The 22,038-nt window shown below is 71.5% G+C and carries 23 protein-coding genes; 13 read left to right on the top strand and 10 right to left on the bottom strand.

Annotation, left to right across the window (positions count from 1 at the left end; all coding sequences use genetic code 11):
• Window position 1 precedes the first annotated feature (1 nt).
• On the bottom strand, window positions 2-1,162 hold the full coding sequence (locus ACFV2X_RS45735; protein ID WP_385627923.1) for a MerR family transcriptional regulator: 1,161 nt from the start codon (window positions 1,160-1,162) through the stop codon (window positions 2-4).
• Between the two features lie 200 nt (window positions 1,163-1,362).
• Here ACFV2X_RS45735 and ACFV2X_RS45730 point away from each other — a divergent pair, with 200 nt between their 5' ends.
• Both ACFV2X_RS45730 and ACFV2X_RS45725 read left to right on the top strand, forming a co-directional pair.
• On the top strand, window positions 1,363-2,610 hold the full coding sequence (locus tag ACFV2X_RS45730; protein WP_385627922.1) for an MFS transporter: 1,248 nt from the start codon (window positions 1,363-1,365) through the stop codon (window positions 2,608-2,610).
• 52 nt (window positions 2,611-2,662) lie between these two features.
• The gene (locus tag ACFV2X_RS45725) at window positions 2,663-3,136 is read left to right on the top strand and encodes a MerR family transcriptional regulator (protein ID WP_385627921.1); all 474 of its coding nucleotides are present in this window, start codon (window positions 2,663-2,665) and stop codon (window positions 3,134-3,136) included.
• Here ACFV2X_RS45725 and ACFV2X_RS45720 read toward each other — a convergent pair.
• A complete protein-coding gene (locus ACFV2X_RS45720; protein WP_385627920.1) occupies window positions 3,114-3,893 on the bottom strand; it encodes an IclR family transcriptional regulator in 780 nt (259 codons plus the stop codon). The two genes, ACFV2X_RS45725 and ACFV2X_RS45720, sit on opposite strands and share 23 nt — an antisense overlap.
• Before the next feature lie 173 nt (window positions 3,894-4,066).
• On the opposite strand from ACFV2X_RS45720, the gene ACFV2X_RS45715 reads away from it, so the two are divergent.
• The gene (locus ACFV2X_RS45715) at window positions 4,067-5,176 is read left to right on the top strand and encodes a homoserine dehydrogenase (protein ID WP_385627918.1); all 1,110 of its coding nucleotides are present in this window, start codon (window positions 4,067-4,069) and stop codon (window positions 5,174-5,176) included.
• A complete protein-coding gene (locus ACFV2X_RS45710) occupies window positions 5,169-6,590 on the top strand; it encodes an aldehyde dehydrogenase family protein (protein WP_385627915.1) in 1,422 nt (473 codons plus the stop codon). Before ACFV2X_RS45715 ends, ACFV2X_RS45710 begins: the two co-directional genes overlap by 8 nt.
• Here the strand turns inward: ACFV2X_RS45710 and ACFV2X_RS45705 are convergent.
• From ACFV2X_RS45705 to ACFV2X_RS45685, 5 genes are all read right to left on the bottom strand, one after another.
• Complete coding sequence (locus ACFV2X_RS45705) at window positions 6,571-7,023, bottom strand: Lrp/AsnC family transcriptional regulator (protein WP_014177666.1); 453 nt, start codon at window positions 7,021-7,023, stop codon at window positions 6,571-6,573. The genes ACFV2X_RS45710 and ACFV2X_RS45705 overlap by 20 nt on opposite strands.
• A gap of 103 nt (window positions 7,024-7,126) precedes the next feature.
• Window positions 7,127-7,933: a cyclase family protein gene (locus tag ACFV2X_RS45700; protein WP_385627913.1), complete on the bottom strand. Its 807-nt coding sequence runs from the start codon at window positions 7,931-7,933 to the stop codon at window positions 7,127-7,129.
• Window positions 7,934-7,986: 53 nt separating this feature from the next.
• A complete protein-coding gene (locus tag ACFV2X_RS45695) occupies window positions 7,987-8,667 on the bottom strand; it encodes an HAD hydrolase-like protein (protein ID WP_385627910.1) in 681 nt (226 codons plus the stop codon).
• A gap of 17 nt (window positions 8,668-8,684) precedes the next feature.
• Window positions 8,685-10,130 (bottom strand): amino acid permease, encoded by a 1,446-nt coding sequence (locus ACFV2X_RS45690; protein WP_385627908.1) that lies wholly within the window; start codon window positions 10,128-10,130, stop codon window positions 8,685-8,687.
• A 220-nt stretch (window positions 10,131-10,350) separates the two neighbouring features.
• Window positions 10,351-10,746: a hypothetical protein gene (locus ACFV2X_RS45685; RefSeq protein WP_385627905.1), complete on the bottom strand. Its 396-nt coding sequence runs from the start codon at window positions 10,744-10,746 to the stop codon at window positions 10,351-10,353.
• Window positions 10,747-11,050: 304 nt separating this feature from the next.
• Between ACFV2X_RS45685 and ACFV2X_RS45680 the strand changes: the two genes are divergently transcribed.
• Complete coding sequence (locus ACFV2X_RS45680; protein WP_385627903.1) at window positions 11,051-11,806, top strand: IclR family transcriptional regulator; 756 nt, start codon at window positions 11,051-11,053, stop codon at window positions 11,804-11,806.
• A 61-nt stretch (window positions 11,807-11,867) separates the two neighbouring features.
• Here ACFV2X_RS45680 and ACFV2X_RS45675 read toward each other — a convergent pair whose 3' ends face one another.
• Window positions 11,868-12,764: a LysR family transcriptional regulator gene (locus ACFV2X_RS45675; protein WP_385627900.1), complete on the bottom strand. Its 897-nt coding sequence runs from the start codon at window positions 12,762-12,764 to the stop codon at window positions 11,868-11,870.
• A 79-nt stretch (window positions 12,765-12,843) separates the two neighbouring features.
• Between ACFV2X_RS45675 and ACFV2X_RS45670 the strand changes: the two genes are divergently transcribed.
• The 7 genes from ACFV2X_RS45670 to ACFV2X_RS45640 all read left to right on the top strand — a co-directional run bounded on the left by ACFV2X_RS45670 (window position 12,844) and on the right by ACFV2X_RS45640 (window position 17,855).
• On the top strand, window positions 12,844-13,755 hold the full coding sequence (locus ACFV2X_RS45670; protein ID WP_385627898.1) for an EamA family transporter: 912 nt from the start codon (window positions 12,844-12,846) through the stop codon (window positions 13,753-13,755).
• A gap of 23 nt (window positions 13,756-13,778) precedes the next feature.
• The gene (locus ACFV2X_RS45665; RefSeq protein WP_385627896.1) at window positions 13,779-14,633 is read left to right on the top strand and encodes an NmrA/HSCARG family protein; all 855 of its coding nucleotides are present in this window, start codon (window positions 13,779-13,781) and stop codon (window positions 14,631-14,633) included.
• Window positions 14,634-14,716: 83 nt separating this feature from the next.
• Window positions 14,717-15,295, top strand: coding sequence for a carboxymuconolactone decarboxylase family protein (locus ACFV2X_RS45660; RefSeq protein WP_385627894.1), 579 nt, complete (start codon window positions 14,717-14,719; stop codon window positions 15,293-15,295).
• Window positions 15,292-16,155 carry an RNA polymerase sigma-70 factor gene (locus tag ACFV2X_RS45655; protein WP_385627961.1) on the top strand — a complete coding sequence of 288 codons (864 nt, stop codon included), beginning with the start codon at window positions 15,292-15,294 and terminating at the stop codon, window positions 16,153-16,155. The genes ACFV2X_RS45660 and ACFV2X_RS45655 overlap by 4 nt, the downstream gene beginning before the upstream one ends.
• Window positions 16,156-16,281: 126 nt before the next feature.
• Entirely contained in the window at window positions 16,282-16,773 is a 492-nt protein-coding gene (locus ACFV2X_RS45650) for a helix-turn-helix domain-containing protein (RefSeq protein ID WP_385627891.1), read from the top strand.
• 18 nt (window positions 16,774-16,791) lie between these two features.
• Window positions 16,792-17,388: a hypothetical protein gene (locus ACFV2X_RS45645; protein WP_385627889.1), complete on the top strand. Its 597-nt coding sequence runs from the start codon at window positions 16,792-16,794 to the stop codon at window positions 17,386-17,388.
• Between the two features lie 149 nt (window positions 17,389-17,537).
• Window positions 17,538-17,855 (top strand): DUF2516 family protein, encoded by a 318-nt coding sequence (locus ACFV2X_RS45640; protein ID WP_385627958.1) that lies wholly within the window; start codon window positions 17,538-17,540, stop codon window positions 17,853-17,855.
• A gap of 51 nt (window positions 17,856-17,906) precedes the next feature.
• Here ACFV2X_RS45640 and ACFV2X_RS45635 read toward each other — a convergent pair whose 3' ends face one another.
• Complete coding sequence (locus tag ACFV2X_RS45635; RefSeq protein ID WP_089512511.1) at window positions 17,907-19,139, bottom strand: PP2C family protein-serine/threonine phosphatase; 1,233 nt, start codon at window positions 19,137-19,139, stop codon at window positions 17,907-17,909.
• A gap of 269 nt (window positions 19,140-19,408) precedes the next feature.
• Entirely contained in the window at window positions 19,409-20,530 is a 1,122-nt protein-coding gene (locus ACFV2X_RS45630; protein ID WP_385627886.1) for an NlpC/P60 family protein, read from the bottom strand.
• A gap of 365 nt (window positions 20,531-20,895) precedes the next feature.
• On the opposite strand from ACFV2X_RS45630, the gene pstS reads away from it, so the two are divergent.
• Window positions 20,896-22,026, top strand: coding sequence for a phosphate ABC transporter substrate-binding protein PstS (gene pstS / locus ACFV2X_RS45625; RefSeq protein ID WP_385627884.1), 1,131 nt, complete (start codon window positions 20,896-20,898; stop codon window positions 22,024-22,026).
• The last annotated feature ends 12 nt before the right edge of the window (window positions 22,027-22,038 follow it).

Here is a 22,038-nt window from a genome sequence, read left to right as displayed (position 1 = left end):
CTTACGGCTGGCGGCCGGGCTCGGGCGCCAGGACGTCGGCGACCACGCAGCTGACGTTGTCGGGGCCGCCCGCGCCGTTGGCCAGGGCGATCAGCTCACGTACCGCCTGCTCGGGGTCGCGGGCCACGGTGAGGACGTGGCGTACGTCGTCGGTCGGTACGACGGAGGACAGCCCGTCGGAGCAGAGCAGATAGCGGTCCCCCGGCCGGGCGTCGTGCAGCCGTATGTCAGCCGCCCCTCCAGCACCCCCTGCCCCTCCAGCCCCTCCAGCCCCTCCGGTCAGGGCGCGCAGCAGCAGCGAGCGCTGTGGATGGGAGGTGGCCTCCTCCGGGCTGAGGCGCCCCTCGTCGACCATCGACTGGACGAGGGTGTGGTCGTGGGTGATCTGGAAGAGCTCGCCGTCCCGCAGCAGATAGGCCCGGGAGTCACCGATGTGCACCAGGGCGAGCCGGGAGCCGGTCCACAGCATCGCGGTGAGCGTCGTGCCCACCTCATGGGGCGCGGCGTCGGCTCCGGCGATATCGCGCACCGCCAGGCCCGCCCGCTCGACGGCGTCCTCCAGCGCGTTGAGCAGCTCACCCGCCGGAACGCCCTCGGCGACGGCCTCGGCGACGGCCTCGGCACCCAGCCGTTTGAGCACTTGGACGGCGGCCTCCCCGGCCGGGCCGCCGCCCGTGCCGAAGCCGTCGGCGACGGCGAGCAGGCGCGGCCCGGCGTAGGCGGTGTCCTGGTTGCTCTCGCGGACCAGTCCGGTGTCGGACAGCGCGGCGTAACGGATGTCCAAGGGCTCGACGGTCGAGGACGTCGGAGACATGTCGGGGTCCTTCCATGACAGATGGTCGATGAGGAAGGCGGCCAGGTCCCGCCGGGCGGCGGTCTCGGCCTCGGCCCGGGCCCAGAAGGCCCGGACCTCCCGCGCCGCCGCGGCGGCGTCCGACTCGCAGAGGTCGCAGACCTCGCCGATACGGGCCAGCGGCATGCCCAGACGGCGCAACCAGGCCACCAGCCGGGCCCGTTCAAGCTGCTCCGGTGCGTAGAGCCGATAGCCCGTCACCGGGTCGACGCGGGCCGGGGCAAGCAGCCCCAGCTCGTCGTAGAGCCGCAGCGCCTTCGGCGACAGCCGGGACGCCTTCGCGAACGCTCCGATGGTCAGCAGCCCCATGCCCGCCCCTCCTCATCCCGGGCGCCTCGCCCGGTCCCCCGATGCTGGGGCCTCCCCCAACGGCAAGGTCAACAGGCGAAGGTCTACCCCCGTCCGCCTTGACCTTCACCCCGGCGTGAAGGACGAGGGTGGCGCCCATGGACGCATCCGCCACCTCCGCCCCTTCCGCCGAATCCCCCAGGTCAGTCACGGACACAGCCATGGACTCGGCTACAGCCGCACACTCGGGCACCGCGGCACTGGCCGTCCTGACCTTGTGCGCGTTCACGCTCGGCACCGGGGAGATCATGATCGCCGGGCTGCTGCCGGACATCGCGGCGGACGCCGGCGTGTCGCTGTCCACGGCCGGACTGCTGGTCAGCGTCTTCGCGGCGACCGTCGTGGTGGGCGGGCCGGTGCTGGCCCTGACCACCTCCGTCATGGGCCGCGGGCGGCTGCTCGTCGCCCTCTTCGCCCTGTTCGTCACGGGGACCGCGATGTCGGCCCTGACCTCGTCCTTCCCGGTCATCGCGGGCGGCCGGGTCATCGCGGCGCTCGCGCACTCGGCGCTGATGCCGCTGTTCTTCGGCCTGGCGGCCGACGCCGTGCCGCCGCGGCGGCGGGGCACGGCGGTGGCCCGGGTCTCGCTGGGGTTCAGCCTCGCCACGATCGTGGGACTGCCCCTCGGCACCGCGATCGGCCACTGGCTCAGCTGGCGGCTCACGTTCTGGGCCGTGGCGCTGCTCGCGCTCGCGGCGGCCGGGCCCGTGGTGGCCCTGGCCCGCAAGCCGTACGAGCCCACCCGGACCGAAGCCGGGGCCGAAGCCGAGGACGGGACCGCGGTCGGGGGCGGGACCGCGGTCGGGGACGGGAAGCGGGTCGGCCGCCTGGCTGAGCTGCGGGTCCTGAGCGAGCGCAGGGTGCGGGCCGTGATCGCCGTGACCGCGCTCAGCGCCGCCGGGGCCTTCACCGCGTACACCTACATCACGCCCCTGCTGACCGACACCACCGGGTTCAGCGCCTCCGCCACCACCGTTCTGCTGCTGCTCTTCGGCATCGGCGGCACGGTCGGCAACCTGGTGGGCGGCAGGCTGGCGGACCGTTCGGTGATGGCGGCGGTGTGCACCGGGGTGGCCGCCCTCGCCGCCGCGCTGCCGCTGCTGGGCGCGACGGCCACTGTCAAGCCGCTCGCCGTCGTGTTCCTCTTCCTCTTCGGCGCCGCCTACTACGGCGTCATCCCGGCGGTGAACACCCGCCTGATGAATGTGGCCCCCGCGCGGGCCCGGAACTTCGCGCTGACCGTGCAGAGTTCGGCGTTCAACCTGGGCATCGCACTGGGGGGCTGGCTCGGCGGCGAAGTGATCGCCAGCGGGGCCTCGATGCGCTGGGTGCCGGTGGCGGGCGGGCTCGTCACCGTGTGCGCCCTGGCCCTCGCCCTCGCCGACAGCCGCGCCCGCCCCTCGGCTTGACCTTCACGTCCACGGAAAGGTTTAGGCTCCCTCCGGAACTGGAGGGAGCATCATGCGCATCGGGGAACTCGCGCACGCCACCGGCACCACGACCCGGGCGCTGCGCTACTACGAGGAGCAGGGCCTGCTGCGCCCGGACCGGTCCACCAACGGCTACCGCAGCTACGACGACGACGCCGTACGCGTCGTCGAGAACATCAGGCTCCTGCTGGCCGCCGGGCTGACCACCGACGATCTGCGGCTCGTGGACGGCTGTCTGCGCGACGAGCTGACCGGCGACCACGTATGCGACGACGCCACCCCCAAGATCGAGATCTTCGAGCAGCGCCTGAGCCTGCTCCAGCAGCGCATCAACGACCTCGTCGAGATCCGCGACCAGCTCCTGGACCGGCTGGCCGACCTCCGCAAGTTCCAGCCGAACCCTGTCGCTCAGCCGGACCCGGCCGCTCATCCGGGCCATGCTGCCCAGCCGGGCTCGGCCGACGCCCCTCACTGCCCGTCGGCTATGGCGCGTCCGCGTCGATGAGCCGCCCGAAGGAGAGCGCCGCGGCGGTCAGATCGGCGCGGATCGCCTCTTCCCGCGGCCTGAGGTCCGTCTGTCTACCGAGGACCGCGAGCGCCGCGAAGATCCGGCCTTCGGCGTCCCTGACCGGCACCGCGTACTCCGTGATGCCGTGCTCGAACTCCTCGTGCGCGGCGACCATCCCGCCCGGCCGGTCGCGGTCGTTGGCCGCGGTCAGCTCCTCGGCGGAGTGCGCGGCGCCCGGCCCGCCGACGCCGATCAGTTCGTAGCCCTCGAGCAGCGCCGCGATCTCGTCGCCTGAGTGGTCGAGCAGCAGCGCGCGGCCGGCCCCGGTGCACCAGCAGGGGGTGACCAGACCGGCCCTGGCCGGCCATGGCTCGGCCGCCGCCTCCGAACGCAGCAGCCGGACGAGGACGCCGTCGCGCACCGAGAGCCGGGCGCCGGCGCCGTGTGCGATGGCCAGGCGGCGCAGGACCGGGCGGGACGCGCCCGGCAGGCCGTGGTTCAGGGCCCGGGCCAGTTCGTGGAACCCGGCGGCGACGCGGAGTGTGGAGTCCTCACGGCGCTCCAGAAAGCCCCGGTCGCACAGCTCCTGGGTCATCCGGGATGCCTTGCTGGGGTCGATGCCGATCTCCTGGGCGAGCCGGGCGACATTGAACCCGGTGCGCCCGGAGGTCTCCCGCTCCAGCACCGCGTTGATGATCTGGAGGCCGGTACGCAGCGAGGACGCCGCCTGGGCCTTCGGCGGGTTCGCTGTCACGGCCTCACTTTAGCAACGTGATCCCAACGCGACCCCAACGCGATCCGCGGCTGCCGCAGGACAACCGCTCACGGGACGGTGCACATCGGCAGCGCCGCCGAGCGCTTCGGCATGGCCGCGCTGACAAGCGCGGAGGTGACGCTGGGCGAGGTCACAACGCGAAGGGAACCCTGATGACCCTGATGAAGCAGATGACCCGGTACGACCTCGCCCTGATCGGCTTCGGTGGCGTCAACCGGGCGCTCGCCGAACTGATCGCCGAGCACGGCGACGAGCTGTCCGAGGAGCTGGGCTTCGCCCTGCGCGTGGTCGCGATCACCGACCTGCGGGCCGGTTCGCTGGTGCTGCCCTGCGGCATCGACCTCGCTCCGCTGCTCGCGACGGCGCCGGGGGAGCTCGACTTCTCCGGGATGGCGGGCGGCAGCGGCGATCCGCGCAACGAGTGGGTGATCCGGGAGGTGCCCGCCGATATCGTCGCCGAGGCCACGTTCACCAATCCGGCCGACGGCGAGCCCGCGCTGTCCCATGTGCGCTGGGCGCTGCGGGCGGGCAAGCACGTATGCACCACCAACAAGGGCCCGGTCGCCCTGCACGGCCACGCGCTCAAGCGGCTCGCGGCCGAGCACGGCGTCAGCTTCGAGTTCGAGGGCACCGTGCTCAGCGGTACGCCCGTGCTGCGCACCGCGGACCGGCTGCTCGCGGGCGCCCGCGTCACCGGTGTCGAGGGCATCATGAACGGCACCTCGAACTACATCCTCGGCCGGCTCGAAGAGGGCGTGGACTTCTCCGACGCCGTCAGGGAAGCCCAGGACGCGGGCTACGCCGAGGCCGACCCCACAGCGGACGTCGAGGGCTTCGACGTACAGCTGAAGGTCGCGATCCTGGCCCATGAGGTCCTGGGCGCCACGCTGTCCTGCGACGACGTCGCCCGGGAGGGGATCTCGCGGCTCACACCGGCGGATATGCGCGACGCCGCCGCCCGGGGGCTGCGGTGGAAGCTGATCGGCTCGGTGAGCCGCCGCGAGGACGGCAGCGTCGACGCGCGCGTGGCGCCGGTCGCGCTGCCCCTCGAACACCCGCTCGCCTCGGTCGGCGGCCCGGTGAACGCCGTGGCCTTCCACACCGATCTGCTCGGCACCGTCACCGTCTCCGGCCCCGGCGCCGGGCGCACCGAGACGGCGTACGCGCTGCTGTCGGACATCATCGCCATCCACGAACGGCACCACGCCACCCCCGCCGCCGTCCCCGCCGGGCGCGTCCTCCAGGAGGCCTTCCGTGACTGACACCACCCTCGCCGCCCTCTCGCGTGACGGCCAGGGCTTCGTCGCCGTGCACAACCCGTACACGGGCGAGGTCATCGGCTCGGTCTGCGCCACGACGGCGGAGTCGGCCGACGAGATCATGGCCCGCGCCCGCCGCGGGCGCGCCACCGCCCGGGCCCTCTCGCGGGCCGCCCGCGCCGCGGTGCTGGACCGCGCGGCCCGGCTGGTCGACGAACGCGCCGAGTCCTTCGCCCGGTTGATCGTGGCCGAGGCGGGCAAGACCATCGCCCAGGCCCGCAAGGAGACCGCCCGCGCGGTCAACACCCTGGCCCTGTCGGCCGCCGAGGCCCGCCGCAACGCGGGCGAGGTGGTGCCCTTCGACGCGTACGAGGGATCCGAGGACCGCCAGGGCTGGTTCACCCGGGAGCCGCTGGGCATCATCGCCGCGATCACCCCGTACAACGACCCGCTCAACCTCGTCGCCCACAAGCTCGGCCCCGCCGTGGCCGGCGGCAACGCCGTCATCCTGAAACCCTCCGACCTCACCCCGCTGTCCGCGCTGCGGCTGGTCGACACCCTCGTCGAGGCCGGGCTGCCGGACGAGGTGATCACGGTGGTCAACGGCGGTGCCGACGTCGGCGCCGCGATCGTCGCCGCCCCCGAGGTGCGCATGGTCTCGTTCACCGGCGGTTTCGCGACCGGGGAGGCCATCGCCCGCCAGGCCGGGCTGAAGAAGCTCGCCATGGACCTCGGCGGCAACGCGCCCGTCCTCGTCCTCGCCGACGCGGATCTCGACCTCGCCGTGAAGGCGTGTGTGTCCGGCGCGTTCTGGGCCGCGGGCCAGAACTGCATCGGCACCCAGCGCATCCTGATCGCCCAGGAGGTGTACGAGGAGTTCCGTACGGCCTTCGTCGCCAGGACGAGGGCGCTGCGCACCGGCGACCCCCGCGATGAGCACACGGACGTCGGCCCGATGATCACGCCCATGGCCGCCCGGGCCGCGAAGGCGAAGGCCGATCAGGCCATCGCGCGCGGCGCGGTGCTGCTGTGCGGCAATGACCTCGACGGCAGCCTCTACAGCCCCACCGTGCTGGAGGGCGTCCCGGCCGACAGCGCCCTGTGGCAGCAGGAGGCGTTCGCGCCGCTCGTCGCGCTGCAGCCGGTCGGCTCCTTCGAGGAGGCGGTGGCGCGCGCCAACGAGATCGACTTCAGCCTCCACGCGGGTGTCTTCACCGCGAGCCTGGACCAGGCGATGGCGGCCGCCCGGCGGCTGGAGGCGGGCGGGGTGATGGTCAACGACTCCTCCGACTACCGGTTCGACGCCATGCCGTTCGGCGGGTTCAAGTACGGCAGCATGGGCCGCGAGGGCGTGCGGTTCGCCTACGAGGACATGACGCAGCCGAAGGTCGTATGCGTCAACCTCGCGGGCGGCTGACCACGCGCGCGAGCGTCAGCGCCGTGACCGTATCGCGTACACCGGGCATCTGGGCGATCTGCTCCCAGATGCCCTGTACGCGTTCCAGGGACCTGGCCTCGATCCGCACCATCAGGTCGAACTCCCCGCTGAGCACATCGCAGATGACGACCTCCGGGATGCGCTTGAGCGCCGCCAGCACCTCGCCGCCGCGCAGCCGGTCCTCGCGGTAGACCAGGACCAGCGCCGAGGCGATGTCCTCGTCCTCGTGGCCGCCGCGCACCAGTGTGTAGCCGCGGATATGCCCCTGCCGCTCCAGCCGGTCGATCCGCTGCCGTACGGCGTTCCGCGACAGCAGCACCCGCTGCCCGAGCTCGGCGTGCGACAGGCGGGCGTTGCGGGTGAGTTCGGCGATGATCTTCTCGTCGATCGCGTCCAGGGCCGGTCGGTCCATCGCGGTATCCGTTCTCCACATGGCTCTTCGCATGGCGCTTCACATGGCGACACCCCGGCGGACTCGGGTCCGCCGGGGCTCGGTACGCCAGCCGTTCGAGCAATCAGTCATTCATGTCGTTCGGGCACAGGGCGAAGACGCGGGCCGGGAACCCGGAGCCGCCCTGGGGCTTGGGCCAGGTGGCGACGATGAGCGCGCCCGCCTCCGGGACCTGGTCGAGGTTGGCCATCAGCTCTATCTGCCACCGGTCACGCGCGAGGACATACCGCTCCAGGCTGAAGTCCCCCGCCGAGGTGGCCGACCCCGGGTCGGTGTCGGTCTGCTCATGGCCGATCGCGGTGACCCCCGCCTCCTCGAACAGATGGCGCAGGACCTCGGCGGACCAGCCGGGGGCGTGGCTGACCCCCGCCGCGTCCTTGTTGGCCATCGCGTCCCGGTCCGGCCAGCGCCGGCTCCAGCCCGTACGCAGCGCCACGAACGATCCGGCGGGGACGGCGCCGTGGCGCGCTTCCCAGGCCGCCACGTCGTCCAGGGTCGGGGTCGCGTCCGGGTCGGCCGCCACCCGCTCGCTGATGTCGAGCACCACCAGCGGCAGGACCATCTCCGCCACCGGGATGTGGTCCAGCGTGCGCGCCCCGGCGACGAAGTGCACGGGCGGGTCGACGTGTGTGCCCCACTGGCCCACGATCGTGTACTGGTGGACGTTGAAGCCGTCCCCGCGGTCCATGTCGAAGACCATCTCGCGCCGCTCGTCCGGGAACGCCGGGAAGTGCGGCTGCCCGGGGTGGAAGGCGTGGGTGAGGTCCGTGTACGTCGCCCTCCCGATCAGCTCACGGTAGGCCGACCACAGGGCGGGGGTGGTGGGAGAGGGGGTGCCGGGGGTGGTGTGCTGCGGGCCGCTGTCGCTCATGTGCTGGTTCTCTTTCCCGTCATCAGTTCCGGTGTTTTCACGTCAGTGGATGTTCAACGGCCATGGTCGCGGGCCGCGACCAGCAGGTCAGTCAGTTCCGCGGGCCCCGCGACGGCCGCGACCGCGCCCGCCGACTCCGCCCGGTCCCCGTAACCCCACAGCACATGGACGGCCGGGATCCCCTCGGCGGCGGCGCTGGTGATGTCGTACGACCGGTCGCCGACCATGAGCGGCGCCGATACGTCGACGCCGCGCCGGGCCAGTCGCACCAGGCACTCCCGGATCACCTGGCGCTTGGTGGTGCGGCCCGTACGGTCGTCGATGCCGCACACCGCCTCGAACCACGGGTCCAGGCCGTAGTGGGCGACGACCCGCCGCGCCTGGTCCTCGATCTTGGAGGTCGCCACGCCCATCGGCAGGCCCGCGGCGGCCAGCGCCTTCAGCGCGTCCGCGACCCCGTCGTACAGCGCGCTGTCGAGGGCACCGTGCGCGGCGTAGTGCGCCCGGTACACCGCGAGGGCCCGTAGCGCGGTGGGCTCGTCGAGGCCGAGCCGGCGGCGGAAGGACTCGTACATCGGCGGGCCGACGAACGTCCGCAGGGTGTCGGGGTCCGGCGCCGGGGTGCCGGCCTCGCGCAGCGCGGCGCGGATGCTCGCGAGGACCCCGGGGGCGGAGTCGACGAGGGTGCCGTCCAGATCGAGCAGCAGACAGGTGGGCGGCGTCGGCATGGTCATCGGTGTGGGCGTTGGCGTCATGAGGCCGTCCCGCTGCGCCTGCGGCTGTACCGCAGGTAGTAGTAGAGGTAGCAGGCGGCGACGAAGGGGATGCCGAAGTACAGGGCCGCGACCTGGGTGGGGTCGAGGGCGACGCCGACCAGGGCGGCCAGGCAGAGTACGAACGCCAGGACGGGCACGACCGGATAGAACGGGGTGCGGTAGGGCAGCGCCTTCACATCCCCGCCGTCGCGCAGAAAGGCCCGGCGGTGGAAGAACTGCGAGGCCGCGATCGACATCCACACCGCCACCGCCGCGAACCCGGCGATCGACACCAGGACGAGATAGACGGTCTGGGCCGCGACCACACTGCTCAGCAGTGACGCGATACCGCCCAGCATGCTCACCACGAGCGCGGCCATCGGGATCTGGCGGGAGTTCAGCCGCCGCAGCATCTGCGGGGCCTGGCCCTCCTCGGCGAGCGAGAACAGCATCCGCGCGCAGGAGTAGAGGCCGCTGTTGCCGGCGGACAGCAGCGCCGTGATGATCACGAAGTTCATGACATCGGCGGCGTAGGGGATCCCGATGGTCGTGAAGACGGTCACGAAGGGGCTCTCGTCCAGGCCGACCTTGTCGTACGGGATCATCGCGGCGATCACGGTGATCGCCCCGGCGAAGAAGACCAGCAGCCGGACCACCGTCACCCGCAGCGCCTTGGGGACCGCCTTGGACGGTTCGTCCGTCTCGCCCGCGGCGACGCCGATCAGCTCGGAACCGGAAAAGGCGTAGAACGCGGCGAGGACGGTGACCATGACGCCGGAGGGCCCGTGGGGGAACAGGCCGTCGGGTGTGTTGAAGTTCTCGAACAGACGCGGGAACGCCTGGCCGTGATCGGCCAGCGGATGGAAGCCGCCGATGGCCGCGCCGCCGAGGACGATGAGGGCGACGACCGCGGCGACCTTGATGAGGGAGAACCAGTACTCGGTCTCGCCGAAGACGCGCGCGGAGATCGCGTTGACGGAGAACACCACGGCGGCGCAGACCACACACCACACCCAGACGCTGACGGAGGGGAACCAGCGCTGCATCAGCAGCCCGCAGGCGGTGAACTCCGAGCCCAGGGCGACCGCCCAGGTCAGCCAGTACAGCCAGGCGGTGGTGAAGCCGGTGGCCGGGTTGATCGAGCGCGAGGCGTAGATGTGGAAGGCACCCGAGACCGGGTAGGCGCAGGCGAGTTCGCCCAGGCAGGTCATGACGAGATAGACGACGAACGCGCCGACCAGATAGGAGAGGACGGCGCCGAGCGGACCGGCCTGGGAGATGGTGTAGCCGGAGCTGAGGAACAGCCCGGAGCCGATGACCCCGCCCATCGCGATCATCACGAGGTGGCGGCTGGTCATGGAACGGCGCAGCGTTCCCTGGGGCGGGTGGTCGGTCGCTCTTTCCGGAGCCGACGTGCTCTCGGTCGGCAGTGATGTGGTCATGACATGACTTCCTCAGGGTGGCGGTGACGGGGACGACACGGCGTGGCGGAGGGTGATGCCACCTCTTGGGCGACCGCGGCGCGTGCGGGGTCAGCGCGCCGCGGTCCGGCGGGGAGCGCGGAGGACCGCGCAGGATTTACCGGCGGAGGACTTACGCGCAGGGCTTACGCGCGCAGGATTTACGCGCAGGGCTTACGCGCGCAGGATTTACGCGCAGGGCTTACGCGCGGGAGACGAGCTCAAGGGGTGCGGAGAGCTCGACGACCGGAACCTCCCAGGGGTGGGCGGCCACGATGCGCGTCAGAACACGGGACACCTCGTCATCCGCGGCGGAGGCGTCGACATAGGTGGTGAAGGTGAGGGTGGGGGACAGCGAGCGGGCGCCGACCGCGCCGAGGGTGGGGGTGGACCCGGGCGCCGCGGTGAACCCCTCGGCGCCGATGCCCACCTCGAAGACGTCGGTGTAGAGGCCGAAGTCCCCGACCTCCGGCGAGGCCTCCAGGGCGCGGAAGAGCTCGGCCAGGGATTCGTCCTGGTGCAGCACCTCGACATCGCCCGCGGCCAGGGTGGCCAGGATCTGCCGCGAGACGGGCCAGTACACCTTGATCGCTCGCACTGACCGGCGCCTGATCGCCGGTTCGGTACGGCACGGCCCCCGCTCATGGGCCGCGGACGTCATCGTCGCCGTCATGGCTGTCGCTGTCCCTTCTCGTATATCCCCGGCCTCGTATGTCCCCGGGTGACCGGGGCGAAAGCCGATGCGCGAGATGCTATGCGTGCATCTACCGCATGACAAGATGCAAATAACGCACAACTTTCGAGGGGTGGCATCGCGAAAGGGCGGCAGTAGGGTGTCCGCGACAGCTGATCGCGCCGCATGGACGGCACGCGGCACGGCGGGACGACGTGGCTGAGGGGTCATGGAATCGAGCGTGGGCAAGGGTCTGGACGTGCTGATGGCACTCGCCCACAGGACAGCGGAAGGGCATCGCCGCACCTCGGCCACCGACCTGGCCCGCGACCTGGCCCGCGATCGCAGCCAGCTGTCCCGTGGCCTGGCCGCCATGCGCGAAGAGGACTTCGTCGCACGCAACCAGTCGCCGCAGGCGCTCACCCTGCACTGGCGGCTCTACGCCGACACCCAGGAGCTCACCGCCCACCGCCTGCGTACGGATGGGCAGACCGCGCTGGAAGGCATGGTCGGCGAGACCGGCGAGAGCTGCTATCTGGGCGTCCTGGCCGGCGACGCGACCGTGACGATCGCCGAACGCGTCCCGCCGGGCAGCAAACAGGTCGGCTCGTGGATCGGCCGCCCCTACCCCGCGTACTGCAGCGACTGCGGGCAGGCGCTGCTCAGCGACGCCGACGACGAGGAAGTCGCCGCCGTCTTCGCCCGCACCGACTTCGTACGCCACGGCCCGAACACCCCCACCGGGCTCGACGACTTCCTCCGCCGGCTCGCCGCCACCCGCGAGCGGGGCTACTCGATCGTCGACGAGGAGGCCGAACCCGGTCTGTACTCGGTCGCCGCCCCGGTCCGCGACTTCCGCGGCGAGGTGGTGGCCGCGCTCCAGGTCGTCGGCCCGCGCGTCCGCCTCGCCCCGCGCACCGAAGAGCTGGCCGCCACCGCGCTGCGTTGGGCCGACCGTCTGGAAGCCGCCCTGCGGGGTACGTGACCCTCGGCCGCCGCCCGCTCGGGCCGTCACCTCCCGGCCCGTAAACCGGGATGACGGCCACTCACGGCCGCCCGCCGGCGCCCTCCGTGGCCGGGATGTCGAGGATGGCGAGGAAGGCGGTGGCCGCGGGTGGGCGGCCGACGGAGCTCCAGATGACGTATTCGACGCGGGCCGGTGCGTCGGTGACCTCGATGGTGGTGACGCCGGTGAGCTGGGGTACGTACGCGGAGGGCAGCATGGCGATGGCCAGGCCCTGCTCGACCAGTCGGCCGATGAACTCCGCGGTGGTCACTTCGAAGGCGACGTCGCGGCCGAGCCCGGCGGCCGAGAATGCCTGGTCGGACTGGGCGCGCCCGGCGGTTCCGGCCGGAAGGTCCACGAACACCTCGGTGGAGAGCCTGCGAAGGTCGACCGCCGGTTCGTCGGCGAGCGGATGGTCGGGCGCGACCACGGCGACGAGCCGGTCACGGGCGAGTTCGTGGGCGGCGACGCCCTGAGGCCGCGATGTGGTCGGCAGCCCGAGGAAGGCCACGTCGAGGGCTCCCTGTTTGACCTGCTCGACGAGGTCTTCGCTCGCGCCCACGCGCAGCCCGATGCGCACCTGCGGATACCGCTGGCGGAAGTCGCGCAGCGCGCCCGGGATATCGACCGCGGCGACGGTGGGGATCAGGCCCACGGCGAGCCGTCCGCGTACCTCTCCGACGGCCGCGGCCACCTCGGCGGCCGCGCGCTCGGCGGCTTCCAGACACTGGCGGGCGGCGGGGAGGAACGCCGCTCCGGCCGGGGTCAGCCGCACCCGGCGGCTGGTGCGTTCGAAGAGCCGCGCGCCCAACTCCTTCTCCAGGCGGGAGATTTGGTGGCTGAGGGCGGACTGGACGACCAGACATCGTTCGGCGGCCCGGGTGAAGCTGTTGGTCTCGGCCACGGCGATGACGTACCGCATCTGCTGAAGCTCCATGGAGCTATCTTGTATCGAGATCGATGAAGTGAAAAACATGTCTTGGACTCATTGATGGCCGCGGCATGAGACTGCGAGCATGACAAGTCCACCAGCACAGAGAGCTTCCGGCGGGCGCGCCGCCCTGACGGCGCTCGCTCCCGCGGTCTGGGGCACGACCTACGTCGTCACCACCGAACTTCTGCCCCCGGGGCACCCCCTGTTCGCGGGGCTCCTGCGTGCGCTGCCCGCCGGGCTGATCGCGCTGGCGATCACCCGGACGCTGCCGCGCGGGGCCTGGTGGGGAAAGGCCGCGGCGCTCGGCGTGCTGAACATCGGGCTGTTCCTCCCGTTGCTGTTCGTCGCGGCGGAACGCCTGCCGGGAGGCGTCGCCGCCACGCTGGCGGCGGCCCAGCCGCTGATCGTCGCCGTCCTGGCGGTCACCGTGCTCCGCGAGCGCCTTTCGGTCTGGCGCCTCCTGTGGGGTGTGACGGGCGTCGTGGGCGTCGGTCTGGTGGTGATCGGGCCGGACGCGGCGCTCGACGGCGTCGGAATCGTGGCGGGCCTCGCCGGCGCGGCCACGATGGCGCTCGGGGTGACGCTCACCAAGCGCTGGGGACGTCCCGCCGGGGTCGGTGCCACCGCGTTCGCCGGCTGGCAGCTCACGGCGGGAGGTCTGTTCCTGGTGCCGGTCACCTTCCTCGTCGAGGGACCGCCTCCCGCGATCGATTCGACCGCCGCCCTCGGCTATCTCTGGCTGGGGCTGGTCGGCGGCCTGATCACCTACATCCTGTGGTTCCAGGGCATCACCACCCTGCCCGTCACCTCCGTCGCGGTGCTCGGTCTGCTCTCGCCGCTGGTCGCCGCCGTGCTCGGGGCCGTCGTACTCGACCAGACGCTCGGCCTGATCCAGCTCGCGGGGTTCGGGCTCTCCCTCGCCGCGATCGTCGCGGGGCAGCTTCCCGCGCCCACCCGCGCACGCGACCGCGTTTCGATCTCACCCCGGACATGACCGGAAAAGGAAAGGATCTCGCAGTGCCGAACAAGAAGGCGGTCCTGGTCACGGGCGCGACCGGCGGCCAAGGCGGCGCCGTCGCCCGCGGCCTCCTCCACGGCGGCTGGGCGGTACGCGCCCTGGTCCGTGACCCGGGCAAACAGGCGGCCATGGAGCTCAAGGCGCTCGGCGCGGACTTGGTCACCGGCGATCTGGACGACCCGGAGTCGCTGCGCGCGGCGGCGCGGGGCGCGTACGGCGTCTTCAGCGTGCAGCCCTCCGACATGGCCGACCCTCGCCCCGAAGTCGAGGTGCGGCAGGGCAGGAACGTCGCCGACGCGGCCCGGGCCGCGGGAGTCGCGCACCTGGTCTACAGCTCCGTCGGCGGCGCCGAGCGCGGGTCCGGTGTCGCGCACTTCGAGACCAAGGCGGAGATCGAGGCGTATATCGACGCCATCGGCGTGCCCGCGACGGTGCTGCGGCCGGTGTTCTTCATGGAGAACTGGCCGTACCTGGTGCCGGAGGCGGTGAACGGGGAGCGGGTCGGTTCGCTCGCGCTGGACGCGGGCACCTCGCTGCAGATGATCGCGCTGGCCGATATCGGCCGGATCGCCGCGGACGCCTTCGACAAGCCGGCCGAGTTCATCGGCAAGAAGATCGAGATCGCCGGGGACGAGCTGACCGTACGGCGGATCGCCGAGGTGTTCACCGAGGTCGACGGCGTCCCGACGCGTTTCCGGCGGCAGCCGATCGACGAGCTGCGGGCCCAGGCCGAGCAGGCGGCGAGGATGTTCGACTGGCTCAACGAGAAGGGCTACCAGGCCGACATCGGCGCGCTCCGCGAGCGGTACCCGGAGCTGCTGACCCTCCAGGCGTGGCTGAGCGAGATCCGGTAGGCGGGGGGTGTCACGCTCGCGGGCCCGGCGGTGTCTTCATGCCGAACGAGCACACGTAGCAGGCACCCATATAAGGAGACACCATGGCGCTGCGCATTCCGAAGGCGGAGCTTCCCACCGAGCTGAGGGAAAACCTGATCAAGCAGCTCGGCGCCGTGCCCGAGCCCGTCGAGGTGAGCTTCAACAACCCCGACGTCGCCATGTCCAGTCTGGAGTTCTCGGCCAAGCTGGGCGCGTGGGACGCGGCCGACGCGAGCCTCAAGACATTCGCGCACATGGCCGTCGCGGCACAGGTCGGCTGCAGCTGGTGCCTCGACATCAACTACTTCGCGGCGCTGAACGCGAATCTGGACCTGACCAAGGCGAGCCAGGTGCCGCGCTGGCGGGAGTCGGACGTGTTCACCCCGCTGGAGCGGGAGGTGCTGGAGTACGCCGAGGCCATGACGAACACGCCGACGACCGTCACCGATGAGATGTCGGCGAGTCTGCTCGCCCAGCTCGGCGCGGCGGCGCTGGTCGAGCTGACCGCGTTCATCGGCTTCGCCAACCTGTCGACCCGGAACAACACCGCGAACGGGATCACCTCGCAGGGATACTCCGAGGCGTGCGAGATTCCGCTGGCCAAGCGGCCCGAGCAGACCGGCGCGGCGTCGACGGCATGACCGAGGACCCGTTCGTCACCCATCGCGGCCTGCTGTTCACGGTCGCCTACGAAATGCTCGGCTCGGCGGCCGACGCGGAGGATGTGCTGCAGGAGTCCTGGCTGCGGTGGGCCGACGTCGACCGTGCGCAGGTGCGTGACCCGCGCGCGTATCTCGTCCGGACCGTCACCCGGCAGGCGCTCAACCGGCTGCGGACGCTCTCCCGCAGCCGCGAGGAGTACGTCGGCGAATGGCTGCCGGAACCGCTGCTGACCAGCCCCGATGTCGCCGAGGACATCGAACTCGCGGAAAGCGTCTCGATCGCCATGCTGACCGTGCTGGAAACGCTCGGGCCGGCGGAGCGGGCGGTGTTCGTGCTCCGCGAGGTCTTCGAGATGCCGTACGGCGAGATCGCCGAGGCCATCGGGAAGTCCACGGCCGCGGTGCGGCAGATCGCGCGGCGGGCCCGCGAGCACGTGGCGGCCCGGCGGCCGCGGGTGCGGGTGAGCCGGTCGGAGCAGCAGGCCGTGGTGGAGCGGTTCCTGGTCGCGCTGCGCACCGGGCAGCTGCGGGAGCTGATGGAGATCATGGCGCCGGATGTGGTCCTGATCGCCGACGGTGGAGGGCTCGTACCCGCCGTACTGACTCCCGTCCACGGGGCCGATGTGGTGGCGCCGATGCTCGCGCGCGCGAACCGGGTCGCCAGGGTCGAGACGACGACCGTATGGCTCAACGGCGCACCCGCGGGCCGGATCGAGTTCGACGGCGAGCCGGCCGCGGTGAGCCTCGCGGTGGAGGACGGGCGGGTCACCCGGATCTATGTGGTGCGCAATCCGCGGAAGCTGACGCGGCTGGACGAACCATCCGAACTCGTCAGATAAACCCACCCACGATCCGGACATCAGGGGTGTTCCGGGCGGCGGAAGCCACCCGGAACCCCTCCCACTCCCGGCACGGCTGCAAGCAAATGCTTGCAATAGTTAGCACTGGTGCGGCAGCATGGGGGCATGGCATCACTGAACGTCGGCACCCTCGGCGAGTTTCTGCGCGAGCAGAGACGCGGCGCGCAGCTCTCACTGCGCCAGCTCGCCGACGCTGCCGGGGTGTCCAATCCGTATCTGAGCCAGATCGAGCGCGGGCTGCGCAAGCCGAGCGCGGAGATCCTGCAGCAGCTCGCGAAGGCGCTGCGGATATCCGCCGAGACGCTTTATGTGCAGGCCGGGATTCTCGATGCGCGGGATCGGGACGAGACGGAGACGCGCAGTGTGATACTGGCCGATCCGTTGATCAACGAGCGGCAGAAGCAGGTGCTGCTGCAGATCTACGAGTCGTTCCGCAAGGAGAACGCACCCGACCCCGCCGCGGGCGACACCCCCTCGGGCGCCCCCACCGGCGCCGGCACCCCCGCTGGTACGTACGCGGGCGCCGGTAAGGCCGCCCTTGCCGCAGGCGGCACCCCCTCCGGCAGCGCCGACGACGACGCCGAACCCTCGATTTGATCCGGGAGGACCATCAGCATGGCCATCACCGACGATGTGCGTAAGACGCTCACCGACCCGACCCCCCTGTACTTCGTGGCGGGCACGGCCGACCTCGCTGCCCAGAAGCTCAAGGAGGTCCCGTCGCTGGTCGAGAAGATCGTCGCCGAGGCCCCCGAGCGCTTCGCCGCCGTACGGAACACCGACCCGAAGGCCGTTCAGGACCGGGTCAGCCAGCAGGCGAAGGACGCCCAGGAGAAGCTCACCGAGCTGCTGGGCACGCTCGACACCGACCTGAAGAAGCTCCGCGACACGGCGCAGGACCTGGCCCTCCAGGGCGTGGGCCGCGCCGCCGAGCTGGCCGTCAAGGCGCGGGAGCGGTACGACGAGGTGGCCGAGCACGGCCAGGAGGTCGTCAAGACCTGGCGCGGCGAGGCGGCCGAGGAGATGAGCGAGGCGGCCGACGCCATCGCGCCCAAGGAGCGGCCGGTCACCGTCGCGGCCGAGCCGGCCAAGGACGCGACGGCGAAGACCGCGGTCAAGCCTGCGCCCGCCGCCAAGAAGGCCCCGGCCCGCAAGCCGGCCCCGGCTCCCGCCCCCACCGCGAAGAAGACCCCGCCGAAGCCTCAGGGCTGAGGGGCGGGCGTTTGCCCGAAGAGCACACCCAGGGCCGGGTACGCACTGCGTGCCCGGCCCTGGCAGCGGGTACGGTGGCCGATGGAACGCTTCCCATACATATCTTCTAGGCGGTGGACGGCGTGCTGGTGCAAGGCTTCAACCAACTGATGTACTGGGTCTCCTGGGGGCTGCTCCTGTTCAGCCTCTGCGCCTTCATCGACGCCGCGATCCGCCGCGAGGACGCCTACCGGGCCGCGGACAAGCAGAACAAGCCCTTCTGGCTGATCATCCTGGGCATCGCCGCCGCGGTGAACTTCTTCATGGGCATCTTCGACTTCCTGCCGATCATCGGGCTCATCGCGACCATCGTGTACTTCGTCGATGTGCGGCCCGCGCTCCGGCAGGTCTCCGGCGGCGGCCGCAACTGGCCGCGCCGCGGCGGCTCCAGCTCCGACGGCCCGTACGGCCCCTTCAACGGCCGCTAGCCCGCGCGGGCGGGCGGCCTGCGCGCCCCCGCCCCCGCCCCCGCCCGGGGGTCAGCCCCGGTCGAGGAGCAGCACGGCCAGGTCGTCCGTCAGCTCCCCGCCGTTGAGCGCCCGCACCTCGGTGACGGTGTTGTCCAGCAGTTCCTCGCCGCGCAGCCCGGCCGTCAGCCCGCGGGCCACGATGTCGACCATTCCCTCCTGGCCCAGCCGCTGTACGCCCTTCCCGACGCGCCCCTCGATGAGCCCGTCCGTGTACATCATCAGGCTCCAGGAGCCGCCGAGCTCGATCTCCCGGCGCGGCCAGCGGGCGCCCGGCAGCAGGCCGAGCGCCGGCCCGTTGTCGTCGGCGGGCAGCAGCCGGGGCGCGCGCCCGGCGCGTATCGCCAGCGGTGCGGGGTGGCCGGCCAGGCACACCCCGGCCCGCCGCCCGTCCGGTGCGATGTCGACGGTGCACAGAGTCGCGAAGATCTCTTCGTCGGCGCGCTCGTTCTCCAGGACCTGCTGCAGGGTGCCGAGCAGCTGATCGCCGCAGAGCCCGGCGAAGGTCAGGGCGCGCCAGGCGATGCGCAGCTCGACGCCGAGGGCGGCCTCGTCGGGGCCGTGTCCGCAGACGTCGCCGATCATCGCGTGGACGGTGCCGTCCGGGGTGCGGACCGTGTCGTAGAAGTCGCCGCCCAGCAGGGCGCGGCTGCGGCCGGGCCGGTAGCGGGCGGCGAAGCGCAGCCCCGAGCCCTGGAGCAGCGGGGTGGGCAGCAGCCCGCGCTCCAGCCGGGCGTTCTCCTGGGCGCGCAGCCGGGACTCGGTCAGCTGGCGCTGGGCGAGGTCGGAGCGTTTTCGCTCGACGGCGTAGCGGATGGCGCGGCTGAGCAGCCGTCCGTCCAGCTCGTCGCGGAAGAGGAAGTCCTGGGCGCCGACCCGTACGGCCTCGGCGGCGCGCTCCCCGTCCTCCACGGCGGTCAGTACGAGGACCGCGTGGGCGGGTGCGAGCCGCAGCACCGCGTGCAGGGCGTCGAGCTCGTCCTCGGCCTTCTTGCAGGGGCCGGGCAGGGCCAGGTCCAGCAGGATGCACTGGACGTCATCGGTGAGCAGCCGCTCGGCCTCGGTGAGATTGCGTGCCGTACGGATACGGACCCGGTTGCCCTCGGTGTCCAGCATTTCGGGGACGGTGAAGGAGCCGGCGGGGTCTTCCCCGATCACCAGCAGGGTGAGCCCGTTGTCGGGCGGCGCGGCAGGCAGGGCCTCGGTGGCCGGCGCCTCCAGCTGCCCGGTCGCGGGTACGGACATCGCTCGATTCCTTCCCTCCCCCCGAGAGCGCGGCGCTCAAACGGCCGTTCACACGACCCAGCGCCGGACACTGAGAGGCGACCATAGCGCTAGGGCAGGCCCCAGCGGAATGACCTTCGGACAGCCACTTTTGTCATATGCCAAAGCCATGAGGGGACTTGACGCGCCGGGGGATGGCCGTGGGATGACAAACATCACGCCTACGCGGGGCGAAATGACCGAATAGCCCCTCAGCTCCTGGACCCGGCCGCGGCCCTCAGGCCCCGGCCTCAGCCCTCAGCCCCGTCCGGGCGTACGACACCGAGGATCGGCATCGAGCCGGCCCCGGCGACCGTGACCTGCCGCCCCGGGCGCGGTGCGTGGATGATCGCGCCGTCCCCTACATACATCCCCACATGACTCGCGTCCTTGAAGTAGATGATCAGGTCCCCCGGCCGCATCCGCTCGACGCTCACCTTCGGCAGCTGCCGCCACTGCTCCTGCGAGGTGCGCGGGATCGAGCGGCCGCCCGCGGCCCACGCCTTCTGGGTCAGCCCCGAACAGTCGTAGGTGTCGGGGCCCTCCGCGCCCCACACATAGTCCTTGCCGAGCTGGGCGGTCGCGAAGTCCACCGCCCGCACCCCCTGCGAGGTGCCCTTTCCGCCGATCTTCCGCAGTATCCCGGAGCCCAGCCAGGTCGTCTGCGCCCGGCGCTGCTGCTCCTCCTCCAGCTGCCGCAGCCGCTCCCGCTCCTTCGCCTTCAGCCGGGACTCCAACCGCTTGGCCCCGGCGAGCTTCGCCCGGATCTCCTTGCGGGCCGCGGCCTTCTTCGCGCGGCTGGAGTCGAGCCGCTCCCACTCCCGGGTGGCGTCCTTCGCATAGCGGTCGAGCGTGGCCTGCGTCTTCTCCAGCTGGCTCATCAGGCCCCGGGTCGCCTGCTGGCCCTTGCGCGCCAGGGTGACGTTGTCGAGAAAGCTCTCCGGGTCGTCGCCGAGGAGCAGCTGCGCCTCTGGCGGAATTGCGCCGTTGCGGTACTGGGCCCGGGCCACCGCCCCGGCCCGCTTCCGCAGGCCCGCCATCCGTTTCTCCGCCTTCACCACGGACTGCGCGATCTTTACGATCCGCTTCTCCTGGCGGGCCTGCTTCTCGCGCGCCAGGTTGTACGCGTCCGTGGCCGCCTCGGCCTTGCGGTAGAGGCTCTGCACCTTCTTGTGCACCTCTTGCAGGCTGTTGCCCGCGGCCCCTTCGGACCCGGTCCCCGACTCCGCCCCGGCCCCGGGCGTGGGCTCACGCGGCGCGGCCTGCGCCCGCTCCGGTACCGCCGACATCCCCACCGCACAGACGAACGCGGTGGCCGCGGCGACGCCCGCGCCCCCTCCCCTGCCGCCCCGCTTCACCTTCCGCTTCCCCATCACCCGAGGACCTCCACGAGCCGTCGCGTAACCCGCGTGCCAGAGCTGACTTACCGGTACGTAGGGACGGATAGTGACATGCCGTACCGCAATCCGACAGAGTCACGCGCCGATCGGCTCCGCCATAACCTCCACCCAACCGGAATCAGGGCCTCCCTGGGCCACCACCCTGACGGCCGAGGTTCACCCTCCGTTCACTCACGCCCATCGGCTGCTTCACCTGATCTGCCTAATTTCAGCCCTACAAACGTACTGGCCGCGCCCATGGCGTGACCGGCGCGCAGCTGAGCAGAACCAGAAACGCGCAGTACCCCACCTCTTCGTGCGCCGTCCCCACCGGCGGCTCCTGGAAGGAAAACCCGAAAGTGAAGCTTCAGCGCAACAACCGGCTTCGCGCCATCGCCGCCGGTGCCCTTGCCGTCTCCGGCGTCCTGGTGCTCACCGCCTGCGGCTCCGACGACAACAACGGTTCCTCGAGCGGTGGCGGCGGCACCAAGGCCGACGCCAGCAACATCAAGTGCGAGGGCAAGGGCCAGCTGCTGGCGTCCGGGTCGTCCGCCCAGAAGAACGCCATGGACCTGTGGGTCAAGAACTACGGCGCGGCCTGCAAGGACGTCAAGCTCAACTACAAGGCCACCGGCTCCGGCGCGGGCATCCAGGAGTGGCTGCAGGGCAAGACCGCCTTCGCGGGCTCCGACTCGGCGCTCAAGCCCGAAGAGGTCGCCTCCTCCAAGAAGATGTGCAAGGGCGGCCAGGGCATCAACCTGCCGATGGTCGGCGGCCCGATCGCGGTCGGCTTCAACGTCCCCGGCGTGGACAAGCTGACCCTGGACGCCAAGACCCTCGCCGGGATCTTCGACTCGAAGATCACGAAGTGGAACGACGGCGCCATCAAGGCGCTCAACAAGGGCGTCAACCTGCCGGACCTCAAGATCCAGGCGTTCCACCGCTCGGACGACTCCGGCACCACGGACAACTTCACCAAGTACCTCAAGGCCGCCGCCCCCTCGGCGTGGCCGCACGAGCCGGGCAAGGCCTGGGAGGGCAAGGGCGGCCAGGCCGCGGACGGCTCCGCCGGTGTCTCCTCGCAGGTGAAGCAGGTCTCCGGCGCGATCTCGTACTTCGAGCTGTCGTACGCGACCGCCAGCAGCATCAAGACCGTGGACCTGAACACCGGCGCCTCCGCCCCGGTCCAGGCCACCGTCGACAACGCCTCCAAGGCCATCTCCGAGGCCAAGATCAAGGGCACCGGCAAGGACCTCGCCCTGGACCTGGCCTACGACACCAAGGCAGAGGGCGCGTACCCGATTACGCTGGTGACGTACGAGATCGCCTGTGACAAGGGCAACAACTCCGACACGCTTGCCGCCACCAAGTCGTTCCTGACCTACGTCGCGAGCGAGGACGGCCAGGCTTCCCTCAAGGAGCTCGGCTACGCCCCGCTGCCGGCCGAGATCGCCACGAAGGTCCGCGAGAGCGTCGCGAGCCTCTCCTGACCTGAGTGCGGC

The organism is Streptomyces sp. NPDC059679 (assembly GCF_042734105.1).
Classification (GTDB): Bacteria; Actinomycetota; Actinomycetes; order Streptomycetales; family Streptomycetaceae; genus Streptomyces.
Note: the sequence above shows the minus strand (reverse complement) of the source record. Positions and strands in the feature narration are given on the sequence as shown.